Here is a 26,183-nt window from a genome sequence, read left to right as displayed (position 1 = left end):
CCGCGCGCCCTTTCATTCCGACGGCCTCACAAGCTTGAGGGCGGCGAAAACTCTGGATTCGTGTTCAGGCTGCGCGGGCGCAGTCACCGGCTTCAGCGCGGCGGCGCTCTGGCCGCGATGGCGCACCGGACGGATCACCTGCGGTTCGGGCAGGACCGGCATCGGCGCATCCACCTGCAGAGAAGCGACTTGCGCGGCGGTAAGAAGGTCCTGCGCCTCGACCGCGTCGCGGATCCTGCGGCGATATTCCGCCACCCGCTTCGCCGTCGCCTTGGCCTCGGCCGCGTCCAGGAAGTGGACGTCCCCCAGCAGCTGCGCGGCGCACAGATAGCGGCCCTGCAGGTCGTACAGGTGCACGTCGCGCAGCAGGTTGTCGGGGTCGAACCGCACCGTCACCTGCTGCCCGTGCAGACGGCCGCATTCCGGGCTCCAATACCGGTTGCCGAACAGGCGGATTTCGCCGGTCTGCCGGTCGATCCGCTTCTGCTCGCCGGCCAGCAGCGCCAGGCGCATCTGCTCAGGCGTGGCCTTGCCGATCGGCGAACGGGCATAGCTCTCGGCGAAGGTTTCGTCGAAGCTGCGCCCGCGCGCCGATTCCGTGCGGCGGCTCAGCCGGGCGTTGTGGTCTGCCATGCCCTTGTCGACCTGGGCGACGAACTCGGCCCAGTCGATCGCGCGGCTGCCGTAGTTTTCCGGCTTCGCCATCGGGTTGTTGCCGACATAGGCGCCCGCGAAGGCGGGATGCTTGGCGATCCGGTCGCACAAGTCGCGGAATCCGCGCTCGATCGGCTTGGACTGGCCGCGATAGGGCGTCGCCCAGTGGATCTGGATGCCAAGGCCGGTCAGCAGGCCGGTCGGATCCTCCTCGCGGATCTTGAAGCGGAAACGGCTGTTCGCACCGCCCGTGATCCACTTGCTGGCAAAGGCGCGCCCGTTGTCGAGCAGGCAGGCCTTGGGAATGCCGAAGTTCTGGAACAGGTCGGCAAAGCACAGCCGCGTCTGCACCGCCGATTCCTCGCCGCCGATGCGCCAGGCGAGGAACTTGCGGCTATAGACGTCCTGGATCGCAACCATGATCGGGCGGATCACGCGGCCCTCGCCGGTACGGACGAACACGTCGAACTTGTGGCCGTCGATGTTCACCAGCTCGAGCGCGTGCAGCTCGGCCACGGTGCGCTTCTGCGCCGGAATCGATCGACGCAGCGCCTCCTCGCCCTTGCGGCGCAGCAGCTGCACGCGCGGATCGACTTCGCGGTCGAGCTTGCGGCGCACCGAGCGCTCGGACGGCATGTCGAGCCCGCGTTCCTTCGCGATCTCGGCCGTGCGGTCATAGCAGCTGGTCAGCGTCGGTTGTTCGGGCCGCAGGTAGTCTGACAGGAAGATGCGCCAGATTTCGTCGTCGATCTCGGCCTCGCGCCCGCCGCCGCGCACACGCGGCGCCAGCGCCGGCAGCCGGTTGTGGGGCGCAACGCCATCGATCAGCTTCAGCCAGTTCCAGATCGTCTGCGCGCTCTTGCCGTGCTCGATCGCGGCGGCGTTCACCGCCATTGTGCGCGAAAGGCCCGACTGCTCGAGCAGCTCGATCTGCGCCACGATTGCCGCGCGTTGTTCGGCCGCAGCCTTCACCTTGTCGCCCTGCAGCTCGTACCACGTCCAGCTGCTCGCGGCCGGGTCTTCGGCTTCGACCAGGACCGTCTCGCCCAGCTTGCGCGCAAGCTCGATCCGCGCTGGGCCGGGCAGCAGCGAGACATGGAATTCCAGCCCGCCGCCGCGCCCGGCGCGCGGGCGCGCCAGATAGTTGCCGGCCTTGTCCGCCTGGATTTTCCAGCGCCGCTCGTCGGCAAAGCGGTTCATTGCGCGCTTGTCGGCGGGCAGGCCCGGCAGCGCCAGGTCGGCCAGCTCGGCGGCGGTGAACCACTCGCGCGCGGCGGGCGCGGCCATGTCAGGGGAAAGGGCTGGCTTGGCCGTCACTGGAATCGATCCCCCCGGATAAGCGGCGCTGTCGCCGAAACCTTCTGTCGTTCTTTCTTCAGCCGCTCGATCTCGCGGTCGATCTGGCCGAGGCGCGCGGTATGAACTTCCTCGCCAACCAGCACGGCCGCGCCGATCTCGCGCAGCAGCGGGTCGAGCAGGTCCTGCCGGCCGCTCACCGCGATCAGCGCAAAGAACCGGCTCATCGGCACCTTGTGATCGGCCCGCGCCGGGCTCGAATAGGCGTCGAGCATCGCCCGGCTGACTTCCTCGTCGAGCAGGATGCTCATTTCGGCCGCGATGATCTCGCGCGGGCGGGAATCGCTGGCGAGAATGGTGCCGACCACCCGGCAGATGCGCTGCTCGAGCCCAGCCAGAGCAGCGGCGCCCGACGCAGGCGCGGGGGCCTCGAAGGTGAAGCCAAGCTGTTCGGGATGGGCCTTCGCCTTAGGCATGGACGAATGCCCCTGCGCTCAGCGTGTCGGGATCGTAGTAGCTGGTCGGCTCGAAATCGACGCGCATGCCCGACGTCGCCGGGTAGACGAACGCCTCTCCGTTCCACTTGCCCAGCGCCATCGCGTTGCCGCGCTTCAGCAGCACCGAACGGCCGTCGCGGGCGCGCGCATCAAGCGGCTTCCATGGGAGCTGCGCAGGCCTCACAGCGACCTCCTGCGCTCGAAGGACGAGAGCTTCGCCCGCGTGTCGCCTGGCTCGCGATGCTTGCAGCCAAAGCCACTGCGCGCGCCGCAGCGCGGGCAGGCCGTCTCGCCATAACCGACGTCGGCCACACCCCGCTCGCTGCGCGGCGTGTTGCTCAGCTTGCGCGCCTGGCGCAGCTGCTGCTCGCGCAGCGCCGCTTCGGCACGCGCAGCCTGGCGGAGCATTTCGAGGCGCTCGCTCACAGCGCGCCTCCCTTGAAGTCGCCATCGTCGTTCGCGCGCGCCAAGCGCGGATCCTCGGAGCGGCGCGGCCGATCGACCAGGCGCATCGACACAACGGGAACGCGGACCACGCCCGCGCCATGCTGGTCGGTCAGCAGCGCGCGCACGGTGCTCTCGTTGAGCATGAAGGGGGCTGGCCGCAGGTTCACGCCATGCCTCCCTGCTCTTGCTTCCACCAGGGCAGGTTGTCGCTTTCGCCTTCGGCGCCGACCTCGCAGGCCGTGGTGATCGGGATCGGGCGCGATACGCGATCCATCTGCGCCTTGCGGGCTTCCAGGCGGCGGTGCGTCTCTTCCCAGCGCAGGCGCGCCTGCGCCTCGCGCGGGGTGCACCCCAGCTTCATGCCCGCCTCAAAGGCTTCTCGGGCTGCGCGGAATCGCTCGGCGAGCGACTGGGCCATCACTTCGCCTCCCACCGGATGACATGGCCGGCGAAAAGGCCGGGTCCGTGGTGGCGCAGCCAGAAGTTGCCCATCGCGCGGCGCGCGCTGCAGCCCTCGCTCGCGGCAAAGCCGTCGGCCACCGCGAACCGCTCGATCTCGTGATCGCGCAGCTTGAACTCGCCGAAATCCAGCTCGGCGATGATCTCCGGGTGCGCTCTATCGACCGTGATCACGATCAGCGCGACCTCGGTGCAGATCACGTCGGGCATGATCTTGCGGCAGTGCTTGGTGCGCATGCCGACATAAAGCTGCAGCGTGTCGCCCGGCTTGGGCGGGTGCTTGCGATTGCGGATCGTCTGGCGCTTGGTGCCGGCCAGGATCGGACCGGCAAACTGCGCCTTGAAGCTGAGTGCAACCATTACGGGCGCTCCCCACTGAAGATCATGCTGGGCGAAGGGATCAGCGGCACGGCGTAGAGCGGTGCACCGCCGATCGAAGGAATGGAGGGGCGCTCGATCAGCTCGATCGCCCGCGCGTGCCCTGCCAGCGTGCGGATCGCGCCGCGCTCCTCGAGGCAGGACATCATCCGGCAGATGTTCGACTTGGCCTTCTGCCCGAGCGCACGCCGACACTCTTCGAGTGTGGGCGAAACGCCACCGTGCGCGGCCTGATAGCCCGCGATGAAGCGCAGCAGCCGTGCTTGCGTTGGAGTCAGGCTCAAGGCCATCAGCGCCCCCTCGCGATCTGGATCGCGCGCAGCAGCGCGGCCGATCCACGGCGCAGCATGTCGCGCTGGCGCCCCTCGCTGCCGGTGTCGTCGTACAGGCCAACGATGCGCTCGATCCGGCTGATCGGCAGCTGGGTCTGACACGCGATGGCCGGAATCAGGTAGCCCCGATCCCACAGCGCCATCACGGCCGCTTCCTGGGGATAGAGCCCGGCCATCACGCGCGCTCCTCGACCAGGCCTAGCGGCGGCAGCCAGATCGTGCGCGTATCGCCGGGCGCGGTCGGGTTGCGCACGTCCCACACGACGGCGCAGTAATCGACCATGCCGCCGCGATAGGCGCGCCCGCCCATGGCCTCGATCATGTCGCCGGGAGGCATCGACGGGCGCTCGCAGAAGTGCAGCACGAACTGCGGCGGATGATCCACGCGGACGAGGCGCGAGCGGCGCTTGCCCATCGCCAGCCACTTGGCCGGCAGGATCATCACCACGCGATCCGTGGCGATCTGTAGCGCCCGGCGCACGAACGCCTCGGAGACGATCATCTTGCGGCCGTCGAGCCAGTAGTGGCGGTAGCTGAAGGGCGGATTGCACCAGATCGACACGCGACCATGAAGGACCTCCCACGGGCCGTCTTCGATGAAGCAGGCGCTCGTGAAGGTGACGTCCTCGGGCCGCTCGAAGTCGTCCCAGGCCACGCGGTTCACAATATCCGACAGCAGAAGCGAGCCCGCGAACCCCATGCCTTGCAGGCGCGATGCGCTATGGCCGAACCCGGCAGCAGGATCCCAGATCATGGTGCCCGTTTCGGCCTCTTCCAGACCGATCGCCGCGACGATCTGCTCCCACTCCCAGCCCTGCTCGACATACCAGTCGTAAGGGTGGCGCTTCGCCTGCCGGCCGGTGGAGATTTCACCGCGCATCAGGCCTCGTCCTCATCCAGGGTAAGGTTGGGAGCGGTGAACGGGTAGTCCATCGGCAGGTCCCACCGGGCGAGATACTTGACCATGGAAAGACCATGCGCCTCGCGAATGTGCGGCATCAGCCGCTCCATCTTCTCGCCGCAGTCGAGGCAGACGAGATGGTCCGGCTTTACTGATTGCCGGACCAGGACTGCCGGCTTAGGCGGCGTTACGGGCGCATCGCCCAGCTGCTCGTTGAGCACGTCGCGCAGCTGCCGCTTGACCTCGTCGCTCTTCAGCGACTTGGCGATCTCGCTCACATAGCGCTTCTGCTGCGGCGCGCTCAGCCGGCCGAGGTTGCCGACCACCGCCGAGACGGCCTTTTCTTCCTGGCTCGGCTTGCGCCCGCCACCGCTATCGATGCCGACCGCGATCCGCGCATCGTCGGCGCCGATCTCCGGGTCCGCCAGCAGCGCCTCGATCACGCGGCGCCGATCGGCTTCCTCTCGGACCTGGGCGATGGCGCGCAGCTGCGAGGCGTTTTCGCCGACAACCGGATGGCGCGCCAGCTGCTCGATCACGTCGCCGAAGGGCTCGATCAGCAGGCGGAAAAGCTCAAGATCGCGATGGATAGACCGGCGCGACATGCCGAGCGCTTCGCCGACCGACTCCTCCCAGCCGTATACTTGTGCCATCGTGGCATAAGCATCGCTGACTTCCTCGGTAAGCGCTGCGTCAGGGCGCGTTTCGTGGGCTTTCACACGCTCCCAGCGCAGCTTTGCACCGAGCTTTTGGTGTGAAAGGTTGCCATGCGCGCGAGCAATCCGCTCCTGCGCCGCCTGGACCAGCGCCGCCGTGAACTTGGCCCGCTCGATCGGCGCCAGCGGCCGGCGATGCAGGTTCTCGCTCGCTTCCAGGTCGGCCAGGTCCTCGGGCTTGCCCGCGACCTCGATCGCCCATACGGCGATGCCCTCCAGCCGCGCACCGATCAGGCGATGCATGCCCGTCACCAACCGCCACGGTTGCGCCGTGTTCTTCGGCTGCGCGACCACCTTGATCGGGTCGCGCTGTCCGTCGACCTTCATCAGCCGGCCGATCGCGGCTGCCTTGTCCTGATGCAGGAAGCCGATGCGCTTCCCTTCGTCGACTTGTGCGGGGTCAAGCTCGAACAACTGGGCGTTCGAGAGCAGGCTGTTCATTTGCGCTTCTCACTTAGACGATGCGCGACAACCGCGCGGGCAATACGCTTCTCCTCGTCGGCAAGGGTGCCGATCTCGATTGCAGGAGAAGCTGGATGACGATCACGCCGCAGGACCGGATAGAGGCGCTCGAATACCTCGTTCTCGCCCTCGCCATTGCGACCGGCCGCGCCATTCCGGGTGCCGCCGACGCAACGGTAGAACAGGGCAGCGCCTTTGCCGATGAACTTGCCGAACAAGGGCAGCATGGAGCCGCCAAGCAGCTGCAGGATCTGCTGGACACGATCCGCGCCTCGGGCGCGCTTCGCTTTGCCGGCTAGAGCCGCGCGATAGCGCGCAACACGGCGGGCGGTCGCGATCGCCTCGTCGCTGGAAAGGTAAGCTCGCTCGTCAACATCGTCCGACGCCGAAAGCCCCGCTGCAAGCCGCTGGCGCACTGCATAGACGCGGGCGGCAATTTCGCGCTCGCGCATCATGCGGACACCGCCTTGCGGCCGCGACGACGCTCGACAGGGTAAATGTCAGGGCGCAGCTCGTGTCGGCTAACGCCGTATAACCGCTCTGCCTTGAGGACATGCTCGGCGGGAAGCTGCTTCGTCTGATTGAGCCAACGCCACATGGTGGACTGCGGCACACCAAGATCGCGTGCCATCTGACTGTCAGACCCAGCCGCGTGACGGCAGGCCTTTAGCGCTTCATATCGGGTGCGGTTTCCTTCCATAAATGGATACCTATCCAACATCGGATAGGTCTGCAAGCCGATAATGAATAGGGCGACTCTACCCGGTTATGGATAGGAGGGGGTATGGCTGAATTACGCCCCGATCGGCTCATCGCACTTCGAGAGGAACGCGGCTTGTCGCAGGCGGCGTTGGCCCGCGAGGTTGGCGTTGGACAATCAACACTAGTGAGGTTGGAGAAGGGCGAAACACGCAACCCAAGAGAAATCTTGGCGATTGCGCGGGCGCTCGATTGCTCCCCTGAGTACCTACTGGGGGAGAGCGATGAGCGTGGCTCAATTAGGGCTGCAGCGAAGCCGTCGAAGAGAGAAAAACCAGCACAGCCAATCGTCGATCAAGACGATGACGTAGTTCAACTACGCGAGATTGATCTGCGATATGGCATGGGCGCCCGCTATCTAGATCTCCCGATCGCGGAAGAGATGCGTAGCTTTTCTCGCGAATGGCTGCGTAGTGTGACCAGGGCGCCCCCTGAGTACCTTTTTTGGGCTACCGGCGACGGCGACTCTATGGAACCGACGATCCGCGCAGGTGAGACCTTCCTGATAGACACATCGCAACGGACACCGCGAATGTCCGACGGCATATGGGCCCTGGCTGTTGGCGAGATTGGAATGGTCAAGCGGCTTCACTTCGATGGTGACGGCGTGATCGAATTGCACAGCGACAATCAGCTGGTTCGCCCCAGCCGCGTGAGTGAGGATGAGCTGCACATCATCGGCCGCGTCGTCGCGGTGGTAAGGAGGCTGTAATGAGCGAGGACTTGGTGGGGGTCGTCGTCGTTTTCGCAGTGCTTGCGGTAATGCTGGTCGGCATTCTCGCGCTTCGTGCGGACAAGCAGACCGAAGTCGACACCGCCGAGCAGCCCGAAGTCGAAGCCACAGCCGCGAGATTGAGTAGCGATAGTAGCAGCCGCTGGGTACTCGGCATACTTGCCACAATCGGTGGCTTCGTGGGCATGGTTGGCGCGGCAAACCTTGATGTTTCCAACGGTGGCGTCGCCAACATTGATCTAGTGGGTTGGCGCGGCATTCTGTTCACCAGCGCTGCCGTCGCGTTCCTCACAGGCATCATCCAGCTCGCTGTCGCCCGCGTTGTGGAAGAGCTGCGCAAGCGGGACTGACCTATGAACCCACAACGACACGTCCAGATTGCGATCGAGCACCTCGCCATGGCACTCGACGCCTGGCGCGATGACCCGGAAGAGCCGCTCGACGGTCCAGACTACTGGGCGGATCTGCTCGTGTTGACCGAGGCGCTGGAAAAGCTCGTCGAGCGCATTCCCCAGGACGAAGTCAAACAACCCGAACTCCATATCCGCGCCAAGCAGCTGCTCGACCGGTCATCCTTCGGCGAAGCCGGCCGCACCGACCAGGGCACGATCTTGAAACAAGACGCCTACGTCGCCTGGCTCGATATGCGCAAGCTCTGGGAAGACGAGATAATCCCCGCGCTATGGCGCGCGCAGCAGCCATAAATGGGCGCGGAAAAGTGTCCCACTTCGTGCCGGCGCCAATGCTAGACTCGGCCGATGCCCGATGCGCTAAGAAGCCCGGTTTCTGCGGGCTGCGGGCCGATCGGCGCGCCATTATCGAACTGGGCAGCTTTGCACCCCACTTCCGCCCACTTCAGAAGGCCCTCACGCGCGCCTTATGGCCCAGTGAGAAGCCTCTGAGGCGCAGAAAACCGCCGATGCCGCGCGTGGAGCGATTTTCGTGCTACTCAAACCGCTCTTGGCAAAGCCATGTCTAGATGGCCCGGTCACTTAGACAGTTCCCAAGGCCCGCGAGCGCCCGCCACAAACCGCGAAAATCCCCAAAATCCACGGATTTCCCCCGATGCGACCGCTCAATCCCGGAAAACCCCGCTACTCAAGACGGTCCTGTCAAACCACAGTGGAGGGGTGCCGCGCCGAGCCAGCCTTCGAAGAAGGACGATCCTTCGACAAGCTCAGGACGGACGGGGAAAGAGGTCCGCGCTCCGCAGCCCTGAGCCTGTCGAAGGGCCGCCCTTCCTTCAGTGCAACCCCCGAAGCCCTCTGCACCCCGCGCCGCATCCGCAAGGCCAGCGCCGGAAGACGTCCCGGGAGCGCGAGGGGCCCCGCCCCTCGCCCCCCCTACTCCCTTCCTTCTCCGCGCCTCTGCGATCTCTGCGCGAACCCTCCCCAACCCATCTTGACACAACTAACCATATAGGTTATACACCGCCCCACGGACCGGGAGCGGCATGGCCGGCTTGCTCTTCGCTCCTTCGGGCTGATCTCCACGCGGGGTGAGGCCCGACGCGACCGGCGCGGGTCGGCGCTGCGGGAAGCCGGATCTCTCACCAGATGCGGCGAGCGAGGGCGTAAAGCCCCAAGTCCCTCAGGGCATACCCCAGCCAGTGCAACGGACGGGCGGATGTGGTGCGGCGGTCCAGCCGCGTGGCAGCGCTCCCATGAAGTCCGGTTCCGGTCCGGCCTGGCCCCCTCGTGCGGCCCTGCTTATCCCGGAACTTATCCTTAGGGACTCGCTACGGACCCGATGCGGCACGCGAGCCGTCGCAAGGGATACGAGCCCCCGTCCGAACAAGGCCGAGCCGTGCGGGAAGCAACGCCCCGCCGGCCACTCGCCAGAGCGTTCACCGCCCTCCTTCGCGCAGCGCCAGGCAATGGCGCCCGCGCCGGTCGCGCAGGTCCGCATCGCTTCCCCAAGGCATCAGGTCCGGGTTCGCCGCCGGATGTTTTTGCGTGTGCGGCCTTGCGGGCGCGACTCCCCCTACAGCCCGAGCGCTGCGCGATCGGCGACGACGGCGGCGAGTTCGGCGCGGGCGGACGCTTCGCGCAAGGCCGCGTCGAGCGTGCGCAGCGCGGCGTCGGCGGCGCTTTCCTCGCGCAGGTTGACGAGCAGGAAGTCGCTCGCGCCGAGGTCGAAGCGGCGCCGCTCGGCCTCGGCCATGCGGCGCGCGAGCGCGGCCTCGTCGCCGGCGAGGCGCACCAGTTCGCCCGCGCCGCGCACTTGGGCGCGCAAGTTGGCGATCTCCACCCCGATCTGGTCCTCGAGCAGCCGCTGGCGCTGCGACAGCGCGTCGCGCTCGGCGGCGACTTCGGCGATGCGCCCGCGCGCGCTGCGCTGTTCGAGCGGCAGCGAGAAGCGCAGGCCCACCAGCGCCTCGGCCGGCCGCCGCGTCGCGCTGCCCGCGCCGAAGTCCTTCGAGGCCTCGGCGCGGATGTCGAGCCGCGGCCGCAGCTCGTTCTGCGCCAGCGCCGCGCGGGTCTCGGTCTGGCCGATCCGCGCGGTCAGCGCCTTGAGGTCGGGCCGGTCGGCGAGGTGGACCTGCGTGTCCTCGAGCCGCGGCCGCACGCCCTCGGGCATCGCGTCGGGCAGGCGGTCGGCGGTCGGGGTCACCCGCTGGCCGAGCTGGTCGCGCAGGAACAGCGAGAGCGCGTTGGCGGCAAGCTGCAGTTCCTGCTCGCTGCGCACCACCAGCGCGCTGCGGCGGACCATGTTCTGCCGGTTCTCGACCGCGAGGATCGCCGGCCGCGCGCCCAGCTGCACCTGCCGCTCGATCGAGGCCTGGCGATTGCGCGCAAGGTCGGCCAGCTCGCGGTAGAGCCGCAGCCGCAGCCCGGCCGCGACCCATTGCTGGTAGGCGTCGATCGCACGGCGCTGCACGCCGATGGCGACCGCCTCGCGCTCGAACGCGGCGATCTCGATGTCGCTGCCGGCAAGGTCGCGCTTGCCGCGCCGCTCGTCGATCAGCCGGTCGCGCAGCAGCGAAAACACCGCGCCCGCCCGGAATTCGCCGAGCCCGTTGGTCACCTGCTTGCCGTCGTAGACCGGGAAGTCGCCGAGCGAGAGGCGGTAGCCGCCATAGACCTGGCCGCCGTTGCCCGGCAGCGGGCGCGTCGTGCGCAGGTCGGCATAAGTGCCGTCGTAGTAGCCGAGCGCGCGGGCTTGCGCATCGACGTCGAACACCAGGTCGAACGCGCCTTGCGCGGCCAGCAGGCGGGCGTCGGCCTGCCGCTCGCGCGCGATCGCCTCGAGGATCTGCGGCTGGTGCTGCGCCGAGGAGGCGAGCACCTCGCCCAGGGTGAGCGGGGCGGCCGGCGCCGCCGCTGCGAAGGACGGGCCGGCCACGACCAAGGCGAGCGCGGCGGGCAGGGCGCGCAGCCGGCGGCGGATCACTTGCCCTCCTCGCCGTCCTTGCCGGCGCCGCCCTTGCCGCCCTTGGCCGCGCCGCCGCCGCCGCCATAACCGCCGCCGTAGCCGCCCCCATAGCCGCCTTTATCGACGAACCCCTTGCCGGCGCCCTTGCGCGGGCCGGTCTCGACGGGCGCGGGGAATTCCAGCGGGAAGTCGTTGAGCTGGCGCCACAGCTCGTAGCCGATGCTGACCGTCTCCATCTGGATCCAGCCGCGCACCTTCGAGCCGAGGCGGACGAAGTTGTCGTCGGGCCAGCGCGGCTTGCCCGGGCTCGGCTCGACCAGCACGCGGAACAGCCCGCTGTCCTGCGCGGTGGGGTCGATCGCGCGGACGCGGCCGTCGAACATGCCCTGCGCCACCGAGGGCCAGCCGCTGAACTGGATCGCCGGCCAGCCTTCGAAGTGCAGCCGCACCGGTTGCCCTACGCGCACCAGCGCCACGTCGCGGCCATCGACCAGCAGCTCGACCACGCGGGGCGAATCCTCGGGCGCGAGCGTCGCCAGCCAGTCGCCCGCACCGACCAGCGTCGCGCCGGCGGCGGTGTTGAGCGCCTGGATGCGCCCGTCGCGCGGCGCGCGGACCAGCTGCGCGGCCGAGCGGTTGAGCGCGATGTCGGCCTTGGCGAGCTTGGCGCGCGCCTCGGCGAGCTTGGCGGCGTGCTCGGCCACCTTGATCTGCGCGGCTTCGTAGTCGCGCCGCGCGGCAAGGCCGTCGGCGAACAGCTGGCCGGTCCGGCCGACGTCGATCCGCGCGGTCGCCATCGCCTGCTCGCTCGCGGCGATCTGCGCCGCGACTTGCGCGCGCTCGGCGGCGAGGCGGGCGAGGAGGTCGGGGTCGTTATCTGCGATGCGGGCGATCGGGTCGCCCTTCTTCACCGGCTGGCCGTCGACCACGTACCAGCGCTCGACCCGCCCGGGGACCAGCGCGGTGACCTGCTGCAGGCGGTCCTGCGGATCGAGGGCGACAACCTGGCCGCGCCCGGGCGCGGTCTGCACCCAGGGCACGAAGACCAGCGCGAGCAGGATCAGCGGCACGGCGATGGCGATCATCCAGCCAAGCGCGACGACGAGGCGCGGCGGGCGGATCGCGGCGAGCGTGCGGAACTGCGCGAGGTTGTCGGGACGGGTCGCCATGGCTCAGCCCTCCTGCCCGGGGGTGGCGGGGGCGGCGGTGTGGCCCGGCAGCACCTCGGCGAGCGTCGCCCCCTTCGCCTGCGCGCTCTCGCCCAGCCACAGCCAGGCGTCGCGGGCCAGGCCCTCGGGCCGCGCGGTGAACTGCAGCACGGTGGTGCCGTGCGCGCGCAGCGCGGCGAGCACGCGGTCGATCCGCGCCGGCGGCAGCAGGTCGTAGAGCGGCGCGAGCACCAGCACCCGCGGCCGCGCGAGGATCGCGCCGGCAAGCTTGAGCGCCATCGTCTCGCCCACCGAAAGCGGCCAGCCCGAGCTCGACAGCGGCGTGTCGAGCCCGCCCGGCAGCGCGCCGATGCGCGCCTCGAGCCCGACCAGCGCGAGCGCCTCGAGCATCGCCGCGCCCTGCCCCGCCGCGGCCAGCGTCAGGTATTCGCGGCAGGTCATCTCGACGATCGTCGGGCGGTCGAGCACGATCACGTCGGAGCGCAGGCGGTACATGTCGAAGGTGCCGAGGTCGGCGCCGCCGACAGTGACGAAGCCGCGCTCGGGCGCGCGCAGCCGCTTGAGCAGGGTGACGATGCCGCGTTCGACGCCGGGCGCGGCGACCACGCCGACCTGCTCGCCGCTCGCCACCGAAAAGTCGAAGCGATGCGGCCCCAGCTGCACCCGGTCGAGCCGGATCGCGCCGTTGCCGAGGCCCGGCGCATCGGTTTCGGGCGCGGCTTCCTGCGGCACGTCCCAGAACAGCGACAGCTCCTCGAGCCCGGCGGCGAGGTCGTAGAACACCTCGAGGTAGGAGCCCAGTTGCGCGATGCCGTAGAACACCCCCGACAGGATCAGCTCGGCGGCGACCAGCTGGCCGATCGACAGCTCGCCCTGGAGGATCAGCCAGCCGCCCATCGCCAGCAGCCCCGCGCTCGCCAGCGCATAGAGCGCGAGCAGCGCGATGGTCTGGCCGAAGGTGTAATGGAAGTGGCGGCGGTGCGCGGCGACGTAGGCGGCGGTCATGTCCTCCGACCGGTCGATGGCGAAGCGCATGTGGCGGCTCGACTTGTAGAAGCCGTTCGAGCCGCCGACGCTTTCGAGCCAGTGCGCCGCGGCGTGCTTGGCGTGGCTCTTGGCGACCGCGCTCGCCAGCGAGCCGGCCAGCCAGATGCGCCAGATCACCAGCACCAGCAGCACCAGCAGCGCGTTGAAGGCGAGGAAGAAGGGGTGGTAGAAGCTCGTCACGACGAGCCCGACGAGGCTCTGGAGGACGATGGTGAAGCCGCCGATGACGAGGCTGGTCAGCGCCTTCTGCACCGTGCCCAGGTCGAAGAAGCGGTTGAACAGGTCGCCGCGCCGGGCATCGACGAAGAACGGGTTCTGCGCATGGACCGCGCGCAGCGTGATCTCGGCGACCATCCGCGCGAAGAAGCGCCGCTCGAAGCGCGCCATCAGCAGGACGCGCAGCGCCATCAGCAGGCCGGCGATGGCGAGCAGCGCGAACAGCAGCAGCGAGAGCGTGAACAGCGGCGCGGGCAGCGCGGTGTTGGCGACCGAGTTGATCAGCAGCTGGACCGAGATTGGCGTCGCCAGCGACAGCAACGAGATCGCCGCGCCATAGAGCAGCGCGAGGCGGATGAACCCGCGATCGGGTCTCAGCACGTGGCCGCTCCAGCGCGCGAAGTCGCGCATCGTCGGGGTGTGGTGCTCGGCGGTCTCGGTCGCGGTTGCGGCCATCACGAAACGGGGTCCTCCTGCGCAGGTGCGGCGCGCTAGGTGGCGCGTCCACCCGCATGCTGCAACCGCGAGCAATCTATCCTCACAATTGTGCAAGCAGGAATACGGATCGCCCCCGGATCGCGCGCGCCTCCGCCCCCGAAGGACCGTCAGGACCGGCGGGCGCGGCCGGCCCTAGCCGGCGTGAGGCTCGTCCACCCAGTCGCGCCGCAGGGCAGGCCCGGCGAGCGCCATCAGCGCCGAGGCGACGACCAGCAGCGCCAGCGCGAACAGCATCGACATGCGCAGCGCCTCCTCGCCGTAATGCGGCTTGAGCGCGGTCGACAGCGCGCCCAGCGCATAGATCCCGCCGCCAAGGCCGATGAGGTTGTTGATCAGCAGGAACAGCGAGCTCGCCAGCGAGCGCGCGGGCGGCTCGACCAGGTGCTGGATCGCGTTGAGCACGGGGCCCAGCCAGACATAGGCGAAGGCCTGGGGGATGAGGAACAGGACGAAGGCGAGCCAGACGTTGTCGTTGAGGATGCCGGCGACGAACAGCGGCACCGCGGCGATGAACGAGATGGCCGGCACCCAGCCGAACCAGGCGCGGTCGCGCCGGCCGAGGCGGTCGGCAATGCGCCCGCCCAGCACCATGCCGCTGACGCTGCCGAGCAGCAGCAGCGCGCCGATGAAGTACGAGGTCTCGATCAGGTCGAGCCCGTAGGAGCGCTGGAGCAGGCTCGGCATCCAGAAGCCGACGCCGTAGCCGAGCATCGAGCTGGCGGTGGCGCCGAAGGTCAGCAGCCAGAACGAGGGCTTGGCCATGACCGTGCGCGCGACCACGCCGAGCCGCGGCGGCGCCGCCACCGCTTCGCCGGCGAGCCGCGGGCGGTCGCGCACCAGCAGGCGGAACACCGGCGCCAGCACCACGCCCGCCCCGCCGACGACGAGGAAGGCGACCCGCCAGTCGATCGTCGCGGCGATGTAGCCGCCCGCCAGCACGCCGAGCGCCGAGCCCAGCGGAATGCCGAGCGCATAGATCGACAGCGCCGAGGCGCGCTTCTCGCTCGGGAAATAGTCGCCGATCAGCGCATAGGACGGGGCGACGCCGCCGGCTTCGCCCACGCCCACCCCGACACGCGCTGCGAACAGCTGCCAGAACCCCTGCGCCATGCCGCACAGCGCGGTGAACACGCTCCACACGACGAGCGCGCCGGTGATCACCCAGGTGCGGCTGACGCGGTCGGCGACGAGCGCGAGCGGCACGGCGAGCGTCGAATAGAGCAGCGCGAAGGCCATGCCGCCAAGCAGGCCCATGCGCGCGTCGCTGATCCCCAGTTCGGCCTGGATCGGCGCGGCGAGGATCGAGAGGATCTGCCGGTCGACGAAGTTGAGGACATAGACCCCGAGCAACATGGCCAGGACAAGGTTCGCGCGCGGAGCCGGGCGGGGGGCGGCGCCGGACATGTCGCGGGGGGGCTGGGGCGGCGCGGCGCGCGCGCTGGCGCCCGTCGGGCTTGCGGTCTGCGGCATCAGGCTGTCGGTCTCCCGTGTCGGTCCGCCCTTGCCGGGCGGCCTTGCTTATCGAGAGATAGTGACGCAGCCGGCCGCCCCGGACAAGCGCGAAGCGTCGGGGGCAAGCTTTTGTTGCAAAGCGTTACCGCGTCGCGGCGGGCGCTCAGCCGTCCTGCGCGCCGATCGCCGCCGCCACCGAAGCGGCGATCTCCTCCTTCCACGGATTGCGGCGCAGCGTCAGCCCGCCGTTCACCTGGAGATTCTGCCCGGTCATGAAGCATTCGTCCGAGGCGAGCCAGACGACCGCCGCGGCGATGTCCTCGGCCGTGCCCACCCGGCCGAGCGGATAGGACGGCAGGAACGCCTCCCACAGCCCCGGCGTCTGCGCCGCCTCGGCGGTCATCGGGGTCTCGGTCAGGCCCGGCGAGATCGAATTGGCGCGGATTCCCTGCGCGCCGAACTCGTTGGCGATGCAGCGGATCACGTGATCGGTGCCGGCCTTGGTGCCCATGTAGGCGGCGTGGTCGTTGAGCATGATCGTCGCCGTCGCCGACGAGATCTGCACGATCGAGCCGCCCTCGCGCATTGCCTCGATCATCGCCTGGAAGAACATGTACGGCCCCTTGAACTGCAGGTCCGAAATGCGCTGGATCTCGTCCTCGGTGGTGTCGAGGAAGGGCTTGAGCAGGCCCCAGCCGGTGGCGTTGACCGCGATGTCGACCCCGCCCATCTGCGCGAGGGCGGCGGCGGCGAGCGATTTGTTGTCGGCGCGGCTGGTGATGTCGCACAGCGCCATGAAGCCCTGGCCCGGATGCGCCGCGACGAATTGCTCGAGGTATTCCGGCTTGCGCCCGGCGACCAGGACAATCGCGCCTTCAGCCACCAGCCGCCGGGCGATGACCTGCCCCATGTTGTCCTTGCCCGCCGCGCCGAGCACGATCGCCCGCTTGCCCTCGAGCCGCCCTTGCCCTGCCATCGCGTCTCTCCCGTATCGCCGGCCGACCGTTCGCCGCGCGCCTTTGCGCCGGTGATAGGTGCGCCTTGCCGCGCCATGCACTCGCACTTGGATCAGGTTGCGCAACCGTTGACGCACGCCGGGCGCGCCGCCACGCTTGGCCGCAAACCACGGAGAGGCCCATGACCGCTGACAGCCACGACCTCGTGCTGGTCGATTTCCCCGCGGACGGCGTGCGCCGCCTGACGCTCAACCGGCCGGAGAAGCGCAATGCGCTGTCCAACCCGCTGCGTGCGCGGCTGTTCGACCTGCTCGAGGCGGGTGACGGCGACGATGCGGTGCGCGTCACCATCCTGCGCGGCGCGGGTCCGTGCTTTTCGGCAGGCTACGATCTGGCGGGCGGGGCCGAGCCGCCGTTTCCCTACCACACCGCGCCCGGCGCCGGGCACTGGGCGCGCCACGTGGTCGAAGGCGCCTTCCGCATCTGGGACCTCGCCAAGCCGGTGATCGCGCAGGTCCACGGCTGGTGCCTTGCCGGCGGCTCCGAGCTCGCCACCGCCTGCGACCTCGTCTACGTCGCCGAGGATGCGCAGATCGGCTATCCGCCGGTGCGCAACATGAGCCCGCCCGACAACCAGTTCCACGCCTGGCTGTGCGGCCTTCGCGGCGCGATGGAGATGATGCTGACCGGCAACGCGATCGACGGCAACGAGGCGGTGCGCCTGGGCTTCGCCAACCGCGCCTATCCCGCCGACCGGCTCGACGAGGCGGTCGTGGCGATGGCGGTGCAGGTGGCGCAGGTGCCCGCCGACGTGCAGGCGATCAACAAGCGCTCGGTCCACCGCGCGATGGAGATCATGGGCCTGCGCGCCGCTATCCGCGCGGGGACGGAGATGCAGGCGCTCGCGCTCGCCACGCCGACCAGCCGGCAGGCCTTCGCCGAGGTGCGCGAGGGCCTGACCCGCGCGCTCAGCGCCCGCGACGCGGCTTTCGGCGATTACCGCGCGGGGCTGGGGGCGGGGCTGGGGGCGGGGCGGGGGGCCGGACCGGAGGCGGCAGGCCCGGGCGCGGAGCACGACGACGCGAGCTGACCCCACCGCCCGCGCGCTGCCGGCGCGTCCGATCGACCAACGGCTGTATTGCATCGACAACACAGCTTGCACCTTCGGCTCGCCAGCGCCATCTTGGCGGCCAGCCCCTTGCGCCACCGACAGGAAGATCATGGCCAGCACCGCGACCGATACCGCCGCTCCGATCACCCTCACCCCGCCAGAGCCGGTGCCGGTGGTCGCGCCGACGCAGGCCGCGGGGCTGGTGCCGGTCAGCGACGACGCCAAGTCCAAGCTCGAGGCCAAGGTCGACGCCTTCGTCGCCGACCTCGTCGCGCAGGATGCGCAGAGCCCCGAATTCGGCAAGCGCGTCGACCAGCTGACCGCGATGGGGCGCAAGGAGATCAGCGCCGCGGCGGGGATGTCCAACCGCTTCCTCGACCGGCCGATCCGGGCGATGGACAAGGACACCGGCGTCGGCGCCGATCTCGCCGCGCTGCGCCGCACGGTCGAGGACCTCGATCCCGGCCGCCAGGGCAATCTCTCGTCCGGGCGCAAGTTCCTCGGCATCCTGCCCTTCGGCAACAAGCTCAAGAACTACTTCGACGGCTACACCTCGGCGCAGGGGCACATCAAGGCGATCCTCGAGCGCCTCGCCTCGGGCAAGGACGAGCTGTTGATGGACAACGCCGCGATCGACGTCGAGCGGCAGAAGCTGTGGGAGGCGATGGGCAACCTCGAGCAGATGATCCACATCTCCAAGGTGCTCGACCAGCGGCTCGAGGACGCCGCGCTCGATCTCGACCACTCCGATCCCGCCAAGGCCAAGGCGATCCGCGAGAGCGCGCTGTTCTACACCCGCCAGCGCACGCAGGACCTGCTGACGCAGATGGCGGTGACGGTGCAGGGCTACCTCGCGCTCGACCTCGTCAAGAAGAACAACGTCGAACTGGTCAAGGGCGTCGACCGCGCCAGCACGACCACCGTCGCCGCGCTGCGCACCGCAGTCACCGTGGCGCAGGCGATGACCAACCAGAAGCTGGTGCTGGCGCAGATCACCGCGCTCAACACCACCACCGCCAACATCATCGATTCGACCGGCAAGCTGCTGCGCGAGAACACCGGCAAGATCCACGAGATGGCCGCCTCGAGCACGATCCCGATGGAGACGCTGCAGCGCGCCTTCCAGAACATCTACGACACGATGGACACGATCGACACGTTCAAGCTCAAGGCACTGGATGCGATGAAGCAGACCGTCGACACGCTTTCGGGCGAAGTCGAGAAGTCGAAGGGCTATATCGCGCGGGCCGAAGGCGCGGCCCAGGCCAAGGCGCTGTCGGGGCCTGAAACCTCGCCGCTGCTGTCGCTGGAGGGCTGATGAGCGCTTCGCAGAGCGACCGAATCCTGGCCGAGGCGCGCCAGTCGCTGGTGCGCCAGCGCGAAGGCGGGCGGCGCGTGACAGGACGCGCCATCGGCCAGCGCTCGGCCGAAGTGCGCCGGCGGCACCTCGCGCGCAAGGTCGCGCGGGTGGCGATGGCGATCGCGGCGGTGCTGACCGCGGCGATGGTCGCCGGGCTGGTGATCGACGGGATCGGCTTCACCGGGCTCGTCGTCACGTTCTTCGCGGTGGTCGCGGCGACGTGGTTCTTCTCGACCTATCCGCGGCTCAAGGTGCCCGACCTCGCCTCGCTCAACACCGGCGACGCGCGCACGCTGGTCGCGCGCACCGAGCTGTGGCTCGAGGCGCAGCGCCCGGCGCTGCCCGCGCCGGCGGCGAACCTGGTCGACCGCATCGGCGTGCAGCTGGATGGCCTGGGGGTTCAGCTCGAAGGGCTGGACGGATCGCTCGCCCCGGTCGGCGAGGTGCGCCGGCTGGTGGGCGAACACCTGCCCGGCATGGTCGAAAGCTGGCGCAAGATCCCGCCGCACTTGCGCAAGGAGCAGCGCGGCGGTCGCGATGCCGACCAGCAGCTGGTCGACGGGCTCGGCAAGATCGCCCAGGAAATCGACGAGATCAGCCGCACCCTTGCCGCCGGCGATCTCGACGCGCTCGCGGTGCGCGGCCGCTATCTCGACTACAAGTACGGCGAGGGGCTCGACAGCGCGCCCCAGCTCGTCGCGCCGAAGGACCCTGCATGAAAGTCTCGATTCCCCACACCCTCGGCAAGGACGAGGTCCGCCGCCGCCTCCACGCGCGCGCCGGCGAAGCCGAGGGCAAGGCGTCGGACATGCTCGGCGGCGCGGTGTCGATCGCGATGCACTGGCTCGACGAGGACCACCTGAAGATGGACGTCAGCGCGATGGGCTTCGCCATTCCCTGCGCGCTCGAGATCCAGGACAAGGCGATCGAGTTCGACGTCGAGATCCCGGCCGGGCTCGGTTTCGCGCGCGGCATGATCGAAGGCGCGATCCGCGAGAAGGGCGACAAGCTGCTGCGCTAGGGGCGCGAGGTCACAGGTCCTTGCGGTGCAGTTCGAGCAATGCTCGCGGCAGGCGCAGCGTGCTCGAGACGAGCCGCGTCTCGAGCAGCAGATAGACCAGCGCCACCATCAGCAGCGCGATCGCGATGAAGAAGGTGATGCCGGTGGCGGTGCGGAACTCGCGCCCCGCCATCTCGCCCACGAACAGCGTGCCGACGGTCACGCCGATGGCGATGCCGCTCAGCACCAGAAGCAGCAGCGCATGGCCGATCAGCTGGATGCGGCGATCGACATAGCGCATCTCGACCACCACGGCGTCGTGCGCCGCGCCGGTGGTGTCGGCGTGGAGCTGCTGCAACGTGCGCGAACGGTCGACCACGCGGCCGAGCCGCGTCGTCAGGATGTTCATGATGTTGCCGATGGCGACCAGCACGAACACCGGCGCCAGCGCGAGCTGGATGGTCTGGGCGATCATGGCGCGAAGCTTCGCCCGATGCGCGCGGCTGCGCAAGACGTGCGGATACGAATGAGGACGAGGTCCGAACGCACAATTAGCCCACCCCGCCCGTCCTGAGCTTGTCGAAGGACTGTCCTTGGCCTTTGGGCTTCGTGCAGCGACGCAAGAGAAGAGCAGCCCTTCGACAGGCTCAGGGCAGGCGGCATGAAGCAGGCGGTAGCGCTGCCTCGCCGAACGCGCGTTGGCCGATCAGGCGGCCTTGACCAAGATGTACCGTCCGTCCGCCGGCAACGTCAGCGCGGCGATGCCCGGGGCCGAGGCGCAGTCGCCCGGGCGCAGCACCTCGTCGCCCAGCCGCACCTCGCCCTCGCGCGGGATCACCAGCAGCGGACCGGCATAGGCGGCGCGCAAGGTTTCGTCGGGCAGGCCGTCGACGCGGTGCGCGGTGAAATAGCGGCCGCTCGCCAGTTCGACCGTGCCGCGCTCCGGCACGTGCCTGCGCAGCGCCGGGTCGAGCGGCTCGCCGCGCGACACCGCGATGCCCTTGTCGAGATGGAGCTCGCGCGGGCGGCCGTAGTCGTAGAGGCGGTAGGTGATGTCCGAGTTCTGCTGGATTTCGATCAGCGAGACGCCCGCGCCGATCGCGTGGACGGTGTTGGCCGGGATGTAGAAGAAGTCGCCCGGCCCCACCGGATGCCACACCAGCATGTCCTCGATGCTGCCGTCGAGCGCGGCGGCGCGCATCGTTTCGGCATCGACGTGCCCGGCAAAGCCGACGCCCAGCGTCGCGCCCGGTTCGGCGTCGATCACCAGCCAGCACTCCTCCTTGCCGCCGTAGCCGGTCGCCTCGGTCTCGCCCGAAGCGGCCGCCTGTTCGTCGCTGGGGTGGACCTGGACCGAGAGCTTCTCGCTGGTGAAGATGTACTTGACCAGCAGCGAGGGCACCTCGGCCGGCGGCTCGAACCAGATCTCGCCGATCCGCTTGTCCAGCGGCGCGACGAACGGTGCGGGCAGAACGTCCTTGCCCCAGGGCTTCTCGACGGTGCGGATCGGCAGCTTGCTCACCGCGTCCTCACTGGTTCGCCGCGCCCGACAGCTTGCCCACGGCCTGCGCGCCCTCGGGCGTGCAGACCAGCACTTCGTCCTTGTCGACCACGACGATCAGGTTCGACGCGCCGACCACGTTGACGCGCGGGCCATCGGAATGGACGAGGACGTTGCTGCAATCCTTCAGCTCGGCGGGGCCCCTCACCGCGTTGCCGTCGGCGTCGCGCTCGAGCGCTTCGTGCAGCGCCTGCCAGTTGCCGATGTCCGACCAGGCCATGACGGCGGGGACCATCGCCGCGCGGCTGGTGTTCTCCATCACCGCGTAGTCGACCGATTCGCTTTCGATCCGGGCGAAGGCCGCGGGATCGGGATGGAAGCGCAGGCCCTCGGCGCTGCCCGCATCGACCGCGGCCTTGACCGCGGCATGGAGCGCCGGGCGATGCGCCGCGAGCTCGTCGAGGAAGGTGCCGGCGCGGAACGCGAAGATGCCGCCGTTCCACGAGTAGCCGCCGTGGCCGAGGAATTCGATCGCACGTTCGAGGTTGGGCTTTTCGACGAACTTCTCGACCCGGGCGCCGGCGCTCCCGTCGATCGCCTCGCCCCGCTTGAGGTAGCCGAACCCGGTCTCGGGCGCGGTCGGCGCGATCCCGAACGAGACCAGCCAGCCTTGCGCGGCGAGCGCCGCCGCTTCGCGGGCCGCGGCCTGGAACGCGGCGACATCGCCGATGTGGTGGTCGCTCGGGCAGACCAGCATCACCGCGTCCTCGGGCAGGCGCAGCGCGGCGAGCGCGATCGCAGCGGCGGTGTTCTTGCCTTCGGGCTCGACGATGATCGCGGTGTGCGCGCGGTCGGGCAGCTGCGCCTCGACATGCTCGAGGTGCGCCGCGCCGGTGACGATCACCGGATCGCCGAAGCCCGCCGCCTTGTCGCAGCGCAGCACGGTCGCCTCGAACAGCGTCGAATCACCGACGAGCGGGAGGAACGGCTTGGGCTTGGCCTTGCGCGAGCGGGGCCAGAGCCTGGTGCCGCTGCCGCCGCACAGCACTACCGGAATGATATCGTTCATGTAATCCCGTCTTCTTCCCCGCGTGGCGCCCTTTGGAAACAGGGCGTTACTCCATCAGTTGCAGTATCTCGGCGATCGTCGCGGTCGCAAAACCGACGGCGCTGTCGGATATACCATAGGGAACCAGCAGCGCATCGCCCACCTTCAATGCGCCGCAGGTGTAGACGACATTCGGGACATATCCAAAACGGTCCGCGTCGATCGCGGTCAGCAGCGGCGTGCGGCTGCGCGCCAGCACCCGCGAGGGATCGTCGCGATCGAGCAGCGCGCAGCCGAGCGCGTACTTGCGCATCGCGCCCACGCCATGGGTGAGCAGCAGCCAGCCGGCATCGGTCAGGATCGGCGCGCCGCAATTGCCGATCTGGATGAACTCCCAGGGGTACTTCGGCTCCATCAGCAGCACGCCGTCGTCGTCCCAGCAGTCGAGCCGGTCCGAATACATCAGGAACAGGTTCTTGCCGTCCTGGCGCCCGACCATGCAGTAGCGCCCGTTCACCTTCTGCGGGAACAGCGCCATGCCCTTGTTACGCCCGGCCCTGCCCTCGATCGGCTCGAGCACGAATTCGCGGAAATCGCGCGTGCGCAGCAGTTCCGAGCGGATCGAGCTGCCCGAATAGGCGGTATAGGTGCCGATCCATTCGTAGTCGCCGCCGCCCGCCGCATCGTGGTCGAAGCGCACCAGCCGCAAGTCCTCGAGCCCGCCCTTCTGCTGCTCGGTGATCGGGAAGATGACCGAGTTCGACAGGCTCGATTCGGCGTGGCGATGCACCGTCACCGCGCTGTCGGCATCGACCAGCGAGGTGTCGTCGATGCCCATCGCGGTTGCGAAGTGGCTCTGCGGCCAGAGCTGGAAGCTGCCGTCGGCATTGGCGATGCCTTCGCGGAACACGATCGAGCTGATGTGCCCCTCGCCCACCGCGCGCAACGACATCACGAAGCGCACCGCGCCGCCCGACATGCCCGACTGGTCGGGATGCGGGACCACGCTGGGGTTCATCAGCGCGGCCGCGGCGTACGTGTATTCGTGGCAGAAGTAGGCGCCGATCAGCTTCTTGCGCACCGCATCGATCGCGCTGCCGTCGAGGCCGAGGCGTTGCTCGACCTCGTGGTAGCGCTCGAGGAACAGCTGTTCGGTCTGCCAGTGCCGCTCCTCGAAATCGACGAGCACGCGGGCATACTCCTCGGCCGCCTCGGCCGCCGGGAGCGCGAGGACGTCGGCCACCAGCCGCGCCGGGCGCGAGCCTTGCGCGGTGTCCGACGACCATCCCAGATGGAATGGCCGAAGGACTACCCGCGAAGGATCGGCGTGGAGTCTTTCCTCAAGAATTCGCAAGCTGGTGTGCGCCCTGCTGCGGTCGGTCGACAAGTGCACTCCCCAGGATTCGCGCAGGGGCCGTCGCGGCCTGGCCCTGCGGCCGGGCGCGGCGGGCAAGCGCCTGCATCGCGTAATGCGAAAGCTGGAATGCCAGAATCGATTCGGCACCGCAATTCTCGTTCGCGCCCTGCGGCGTAATCCCGTCGCGGCAACGCCCGCTGGCGATGTCGCCCAGCACCACGCCGCGGTCGTTCTCGCCCAGATACCAGCGATAGGCCGCCTCGGCATGGTCGAGCCAGGCCTTGTCGCCGGTCGCCTCGAAGGCGGTCGCGGCGGCGTCGATCGCCGCCCAGGCCTCGAGCGGCTGCTGGTCGAAGGGCATGTTCTCGAACGGGCGGTGGAAGGTCTCCGAACCGATCGCACGGAAGCGGCCGCTCGCCGAGATCTGCTGGCCGCAGATGAAGCGCAGCGAATCGAGCCCGCTTTCGAGCCAGTCGGCGCGGTCCATCACCATCGCCGCCGCGATCAGCGCCTGCGGCATGCGCGGGTTGTCGTAGCCGAGCACGGTCTCGAACCAGGCCCAGTCGGGCCGCCGCTCGGCCTGGAGCAGGCGGTGCAGCATCTCGCCCCCGTGCAGCACGAGGTCGCGCGCGCGGCGGTGGTCGGGCACGACCTTGAGCGCCTCGATCGCGCCGAGCATGGTGAAGGCGACCGCGCGCGGATAGCCAACGTCCGACAGCGGGCCGACCGCGATGTCGAACCACTGCCGCGCCCAGGCGCGCAGGCCCGCATCGGGCGCATGGCCCATGGCATGGCCCAGCGCCCACAGCGTGCGGCCGTTGCTGTCCTCCGAGCCGACGCTTTCGCACCAGGTCCGGTCGAACGCCATGAAGTTGCGGAAGCGCTGCTCGTCGGGATTCCAGGCGTACTGGATGAACGAGGCATAGACCGTCGCCCAGCGCTGGCGCTCGGCGAGCGGCACCGCGTCGGCCTCGCCCATCAGGATCAGCGCGCGGACGTTGTCGTCGATGCAGTAGCCGTGGCGGCGGTCGGGGACGATGCCGATGGCGTGCTGGAGCATGCCGGTATCGTCGCTCATCGCGCGCACCCCGGTGAAACCGGGCGTGGCGAGCAGCGGCGCGGCGCGCGGCAGGGTTACCGCGACTTCCTCGACCAGCCCGGCGGTGGCCTCGGCAAAGCGCGGCCAGATCGTCTCGCGCCCGCGGGCATAGGCGCGGCGCTGCATCGCCGCGAGCTTTGCGGGATGGTCGAGCAGCCCGGTGACCGCCTTGCCCAGCGCCTCGGCCGAGCGCGGCGGCACGAGCAGCCCGACCTCGTCGGCGAGCAGTTCGGTGGCGTGGACATAGGGCGTCGCCACCACCGCCTTGCCCAGCGCGACGGCATAGCTGAGCGTGCCCGAGGTCGACTGCTGCAGGTTGGGATAGGGGGTGACGTAGATGTCGCAGGCCTCGATCGCGTCGAGCAGTTCCTCGGTATCGAGGAAGCGGTTGTCCCAAGCGATGTTGGCGGCAACGCCCAGCCGTTCGGCAAGCGCCATCAGCCGCTCGCGATAGGCCTCGCCCTCGCGCGCGACGAGGTTGGGGTGGGTCGCGCCGACGATGCGGTAGACCGCCTGCGGATGCGCCGCGACGATCGCGGGCATCGCCTCGATCATCGTCTCGAGCCCCTTGCCCGGGCCGAGCAGGCCGAAGGTCATCAGCACCGGCCGCCCGGACAGGCCGAGCCGCGCCTTGAACTGTTCGCTGCGGCCGAACGGGCGGTCGGGCGCGCCGTGCGCGATCACCGCGATCCGGCTGCGCTCGACGCCGTATTCGCGCGCGAGCAGGCCCTGCGAATGGTGGCTCATCACCATGACCTTGCTGGCCCGGCGCAGGATGTGCTCGAGCACGCGGCGCTGGTCGGCGCTGGGCTCGGCCAGCACGGTATGGAGCGTGACGATCAGCGGCGCGGCGACGCGGTCGACCAGGTCGAGCACCATGTCGCCCTCGGGCCCGCCGAAGATGCCGTATTCGTGCTGCAGCCAGACCGCATCGACGCCGTCTTCGTTGATCCGCCGCGCGGCGACGCGATAGTCCTCGGCGCGGTCGGCGAGGATCACGCTGCGCGCGTCAGGATAGGCGTGCGGATCGCTCGGGCTGTCGATCACGTGGAGGTCGACCGCGACGTCGGCGCGATGCGCGCCGATCTGCTCGAACAGGTCGGTGGTGAAGGTCGCGATGCCGCACTTGCGCGGGCGGAAGCCGCCGATCAGCGCAAGGCGCAGCGGACGCGTCGCCGGTTGCGGCGCATTGGCGGGCGAATCGGCGAAGAAAGGCAGGACCGCAGCCATGCCCGTGGGCTGGCGCTGGCGGCCGAAAGCAGTGTGATGTTCGATCGTCATCGATGGCAGGCCCCGAATGGTCTGTGACACGCCGAGCGGTTCGTGACACCTGGTCAGAAACTGTGCGTACGATGAACCA

At 69.1% G+C, this 26,183-nt stretch carries 30 protein-coding genes; 7 read left to right on the top strand and 23 right to left on the bottom strand.

The window, feature by feature from the left end:
- Positions 1–12: 12 nt before the first annotated feature.
- The 13 genes from K3A85_RS04865 to K3A85_RS04805 are packed head-to-tail and all read right to left on the bottom strand — an operon-like array spanning position 13 to position 6,878.
- Positions 13–1,941, bottom strand: coding sequence for a transposase domain-containing protein (locus tag K3A85_RS04865; protein ID WP_225205360.1), 1,929 nt, complete (start codon positions 1,939–1,941; stop codon positions 13–15).
- Between the two features lie 26 nt (positions 1,942–1,967).
- Complete coding sequence (locus K3A85_RS04860) at positions 1,968–2,426, bottom strand: hypothetical protein (RefSeq protein ID WP_225205359.1); 459 nt, start codon at positions 2,424–2,426, stop codon at positions 1,968–1,970.
- Positions 2,419–2,631, bottom strand: coding sequence for a hypothetical protein (locus tag K3A85_RS04855; RefSeq protein WP_225205358.1), 213 nt, complete (start codon positions 2,629–2,631; stop codon positions 2,419–2,421). Before K3A85_RS04855 ends, K3A85_RS04860 begins: the two co-directional genes overlap by 8 nt.
- Positions 2,628–2,873, bottom strand: a complete 246-nt coding sequence (locus K3A85_RS04850; RefSeq protein ID WP_225205357.1) for a hypothetical protein — start codon at positions 2,871–2,873, stop codon at positions 2,628–2,630. The genes K3A85_RS04855 and K3A85_RS04850 overlap by 4 nt, the downstream gene beginning before the upstream one ends.
- Positions 2,870–3,061 carry a hypothetical protein gene (locus tag K3A85_RS04845; protein ID WP_225205356.1) on the bottom strand — a complete coding sequence of 64 codons (192 nt, stop codon included), beginning with the start codon at positions 3,059–3,061 and terminating at the stop codon, positions 2,870–2,872. Before K3A85_RS04845 ends, K3A85_RS04850 begins: the two co-directional genes overlap by 4 nt.
- Positions 3,058–3,312, bottom strand: coding sequence for a hypothetical protein (locus K3A85_RS04840; RefSeq protein ID WP_225205355.1), 255 nt, complete (start codon positions 3,310–3,312; stop codon positions 3,058–3,060). Before K3A85_RS04840 ends, K3A85_RS04845 begins: the two co-directional genes overlap by 4 nt.
- On the bottom strand, positions 3,312–3,713 hold the full coding sequence (locus K3A85_RS04835; RefSeq protein ID WP_225205354.1) for an ASCH domain-containing protein: 402 nt from the start codon (positions 3,711–3,713) through the stop codon (positions 3,312–3,314). Before K3A85_RS04835 ends, K3A85_RS04840 begins: the two co-directional genes overlap by 1 nt.
- Complete coding sequence (locus tag K3A85_RS04830; protein WP_225205353.1) at positions 3,713–4,015, bottom strand: LexA family protein; 303 nt, start codon at positions 4,013–4,015, stop codon at positions 3,713–3,715. The genes K3A85_RS04835 and K3A85_RS04830 overlap by 1 nt, the downstream gene beginning before the upstream one ends.
- A 5-nt stretch (positions 4,016–4,020) precedes the next feature.
- Positions 4,021–4,239: a hypothetical protein gene (locus K3A85_RS04825; RefSeq protein WP_225205352.1), complete on the bottom strand. Its 219-nt coding sequence runs from the start codon at positions 4,237–4,239 to the stop codon at positions 4,021–4,023.
- On the bottom strand, positions 4,239–4,943 hold the full coding sequence (locus K3A85_RS04820; RefSeq protein WP_225205351.1) for a hypothetical protein: 705 nt from the start codon (positions 4,941–4,943) through the stop codon (positions 4,239–4,241). Before K3A85_RS04820 ends, K3A85_RS04825 begins: the two co-directional genes overlap by 1 nt.
- Entirely contained in the window at positions 4,943–6,121 is a 1,179-nt protein-coding gene (locus K3A85_RS04815) for a MucR family transcriptional regulator (protein WP_225205350.1), read from the bottom strand. The genes K3A85_RS04820 and K3A85_RS04815 overlap by 1 nt, the downstream gene beginning before the upstream one ends.
- A complete protein-coding gene (locus K3A85_RS04810) occupies positions 6,118–6,597 on the bottom strand; it encodes a hypothetical protein (protein WP_225205349.1) in 480 nt (159 codons plus the stop codon). The genes K3A85_RS04815 and K3A85_RS04810 overlap by 4 nt, the downstream gene beginning before the upstream one ends.
- Complete coding sequence (locus K3A85_RS04805; protein ID WP_225205348.1) at positions 6,594–6,878, bottom strand: transcriptional regulator; 285 nt, start codon at positions 6,876–6,878, stop codon at positions 6,594–6,596. The genes K3A85_RS04810 and K3A85_RS04805 overlap by 4 nt, the downstream gene beginning before the upstream one ends.
- A 48-nt stretch (positions 6,879–6,926) precedes the next feature.
- Between K3A85_RS04805 and K3A85_RS04800 the strand changes: the two genes are divergently transcribed.
- Genes K3A85_RS04800 through K3A85_RS04790 form a run of 3 tightly spaced genes read left to right on the top strand, consistent with a single transcriptional unit; the run spans position 6,927 to position 8,338 of the window.
- Positions 6,927–7,613, top strand: coding sequence for an XRE family transcriptional regulator (locus tag K3A85_RS04800; RefSeq protein WP_225205347.1), 687 nt, complete (start codon positions 6,927–6,929; stop codon positions 7,611–7,613).
- Positions 7,613–7,984 carry a hypothetical protein gene (locus K3A85_RS04795; protein ID WP_225205346.1) on the top strand — a complete coding sequence of 124 codons (372 nt, stop codon included), beginning with the start codon at positions 7,613–7,615 and terminating at the stop codon, positions 7,982–7,984. The genes K3A85_RS04800 and K3A85_RS04795 overlap by 1 nt, the downstream gene beginning before the upstream one ends.
- A 48-nt stretch (positions 7,985–8,032) precedes the next feature.
- Positions 8,033–8,338 (top strand): hypothetical protein, encoded by a 306-nt coding sequence (locus K3A85_RS04790; protein WP_225205345.1) that lies wholly within the window; start codon positions 8,033–8,035, stop codon positions 8,336–8,338.
- Between the two features lie 1,279 nt (positions 8,339–9,617).
- Here the strand turns inward: K3A85_RS04790 and K3A85_RS04785 are convergent.
- From K3A85_RS04785 to K3A85_RS04765, 5 genes are all read right to left on the bottom strand, one after another.
- Complete coding sequence (locus K3A85_RS04785) at positions 9,618–11,027, bottom strand: TolC family protein (protein WP_225205344.1); 1,410 nt, start codon at positions 11,025–11,027, stop codon at positions 9,618–9,620.
- Positions 11,024–12,178 (bottom strand): efflux RND transporter periplasmic adaptor subunit, encoded by a 1,155-nt coding sequence (locus K3A85_RS04780; RefSeq protein WP_225205343.1) that lies wholly within the window; start codon positions 12,176–12,178, stop codon positions 11,024–11,026. The genes K3A85_RS04785 and K3A85_RS04780 overlap by 4 nt, the downstream gene beginning before the upstream one ends.
- 3 nt (positions 12,179–12,181) lie before the next feature.
- Entirely contained in the window at positions 12,182–13,897 is a 1,716-nt protein-coding gene (locus K3A85_RS04775) for an ABC transporter transmembrane domain-containing protein (protein WP_404822891.1), read from the bottom strand.
- Between the two features lie 174 nt (positions 13,898–14,071).
- Positions 14,072–15,343, bottom strand: coding sequence for a spinster family MFS transporter (locus K3A85_RS04770; RefSeq protein WP_404822908.1), 1,272 nt, complete (start codon positions 15,341–15,343; stop codon positions 14,072–14,074).
- A gap of 211 nt (positions 15,344–15,554) precedes the next feature.
- Positions 15,555–16,367 (bottom strand): SDR family NAD(P)-dependent oxidoreductase, encoded by an 813-nt coding sequence (locus K3A85_RS04765; RefSeq protein ID WP_225205341.1) that lies wholly within the window; start codon positions 16,365–16,367, stop codon positions 15,555–15,557.
- A 161-nt stretch (positions 16,368–16,528) separates the two neighbouring features.
- On the opposite strand from K3A85_RS04765, the gene K3A85_RS04760 reads away from it, so the two are divergent.
- From K3A85_RS04760 to K3A85_RS04745, 4 genes are all read left to right on the top strand, one after another.
- Positions 16,529–17,437: an enoyl-CoA hydratase-related protein gene (locus K3A85_RS04760; RefSeq protein WP_225205340.1), complete on the top strand. Its 909-nt coding sequence runs from the start codon at positions 16,529–16,531 to the stop codon at positions 17,435–17,437.
- A 130-nt stretch (positions 17,438–17,567) separates the two neighbouring features.
- Complete coding sequence (locus tag K3A85_RS04755) at positions 17,568–18,776, top strand: toxic anion resistance protein (RefSeq protein ID WP_225205339.1); 1,209 nt, start codon at positions 17,568–17,570, stop codon at positions 18,774–18,776.
- Positions 18,776–19,537: a hypothetical protein gene (locus tag K3A85_RS04750; RefSeq protein ID WP_225205338.1), complete on the top strand. Its 762-nt coding sequence runs from the start codon at positions 18,776–18,778 to the stop codon at positions 19,535–19,537. The genes K3A85_RS04755 and K3A85_RS04750 overlap by 1 nt, the downstream gene beginning before the upstream one ends.
- Entirely contained in the window at positions 19,534–19,839 is a 306-nt protein-coding gene (locus K3A85_RS04745; RefSeq protein WP_225205337.1) for a polyhydroxyalkanoic acid system family protein, read from the top strand. The genes K3A85_RS04750 and K3A85_RS04745 overlap by 4 nt, the downstream gene beginning before the upstream one ends.
- Before the next feature lie 10 nt (positions 19,840–19,849).
- Here the strand turns inward: K3A85_RS04745 and K3A85_RS04740 are convergent, their stop codons facing one another.
- The 5 genes from K3A85_RS04740 to K3A85_RS04720 all read right to left on the bottom strand — a co-directional run bounded on the left by K3A85_RS04740 (position 19,850) and on the right by K3A85_RS04720 (position 26,104).
- The gene (locus tag K3A85_RS04740; RefSeq protein WP_225205336.1) at positions 19,850–20,293 is read right to left on the bottom strand and encodes a DUF2721 domain-containing protein; all 444 of its coding nucleotides are present in this window, start codon (positions 20,291–20,293) and stop codon (positions 19,850–19,852) included.
- 231 nt (positions 20,294–20,524) lie between these two features.
- A complete protein-coding gene (locus K3A85_RS04735; protein ID WP_225205335.1) occupies positions 20,525–21,340 on the bottom strand; it encodes a class I mannose-6-phosphate isomerase in 816 nt (271 codons plus the stop codon).
- A 7-nt stretch (positions 21,341–21,347) separates the two neighbouring features.
- Positions 21,348–22,388, bottom strand: coding sequence for a mannose-1-phosphate guanylyltransferase (locus K3A85_RS04730; RefSeq protein ID WP_225205334.1), 1,041 nt, complete (start codon positions 22,386–22,388; stop codon positions 21,348–21,350).
- A gap of 46 nt (positions 22,389–22,434) precedes the next feature.
- On the bottom strand, positions 22,435–23,721 hold the full coding sequence (locus K3A85_RS04725; RefSeq protein WP_225206006.1) for a glycoside hydrolase family 130 protein: 1,287 nt from the start codon (positions 23,719–23,721) through the stop codon (positions 22,435–22,437).
- The gene (locus K3A85_RS04720) at positions 23,708–26,104 is read right to left on the bottom strand and encodes a glycosyltransferase family 4 protein (protein ID WP_225205333.1); all 2,397 of its coding nucleotides are present in this window, start codon (positions 26,102–26,104) and stop codon (positions 23,708–23,710) included. The genes K3A85_RS04725 and K3A85_RS04720 overlap by 14 nt, the downstream gene beginning before the upstream one ends.
- Positions 26,105–26,183 lie beyond the last annotated feature (79 nt).

The sequence above is a fragment of the Novosphingobium huizhouense genome (assembly GCF_020179475.1).
Classification (GTDB): Bacteria; Pseudomonadota; Alphaproteobacteria; order Sphingomonadales; family Sphingomonadaceae; genus Novosphingobium; species Novosphingobium huizhouense.
The sequence above is the reverse complement of the archived record's forward strand: the minus strand, read 5'-3'. Positions and strand labels throughout refer to the sequence as shown.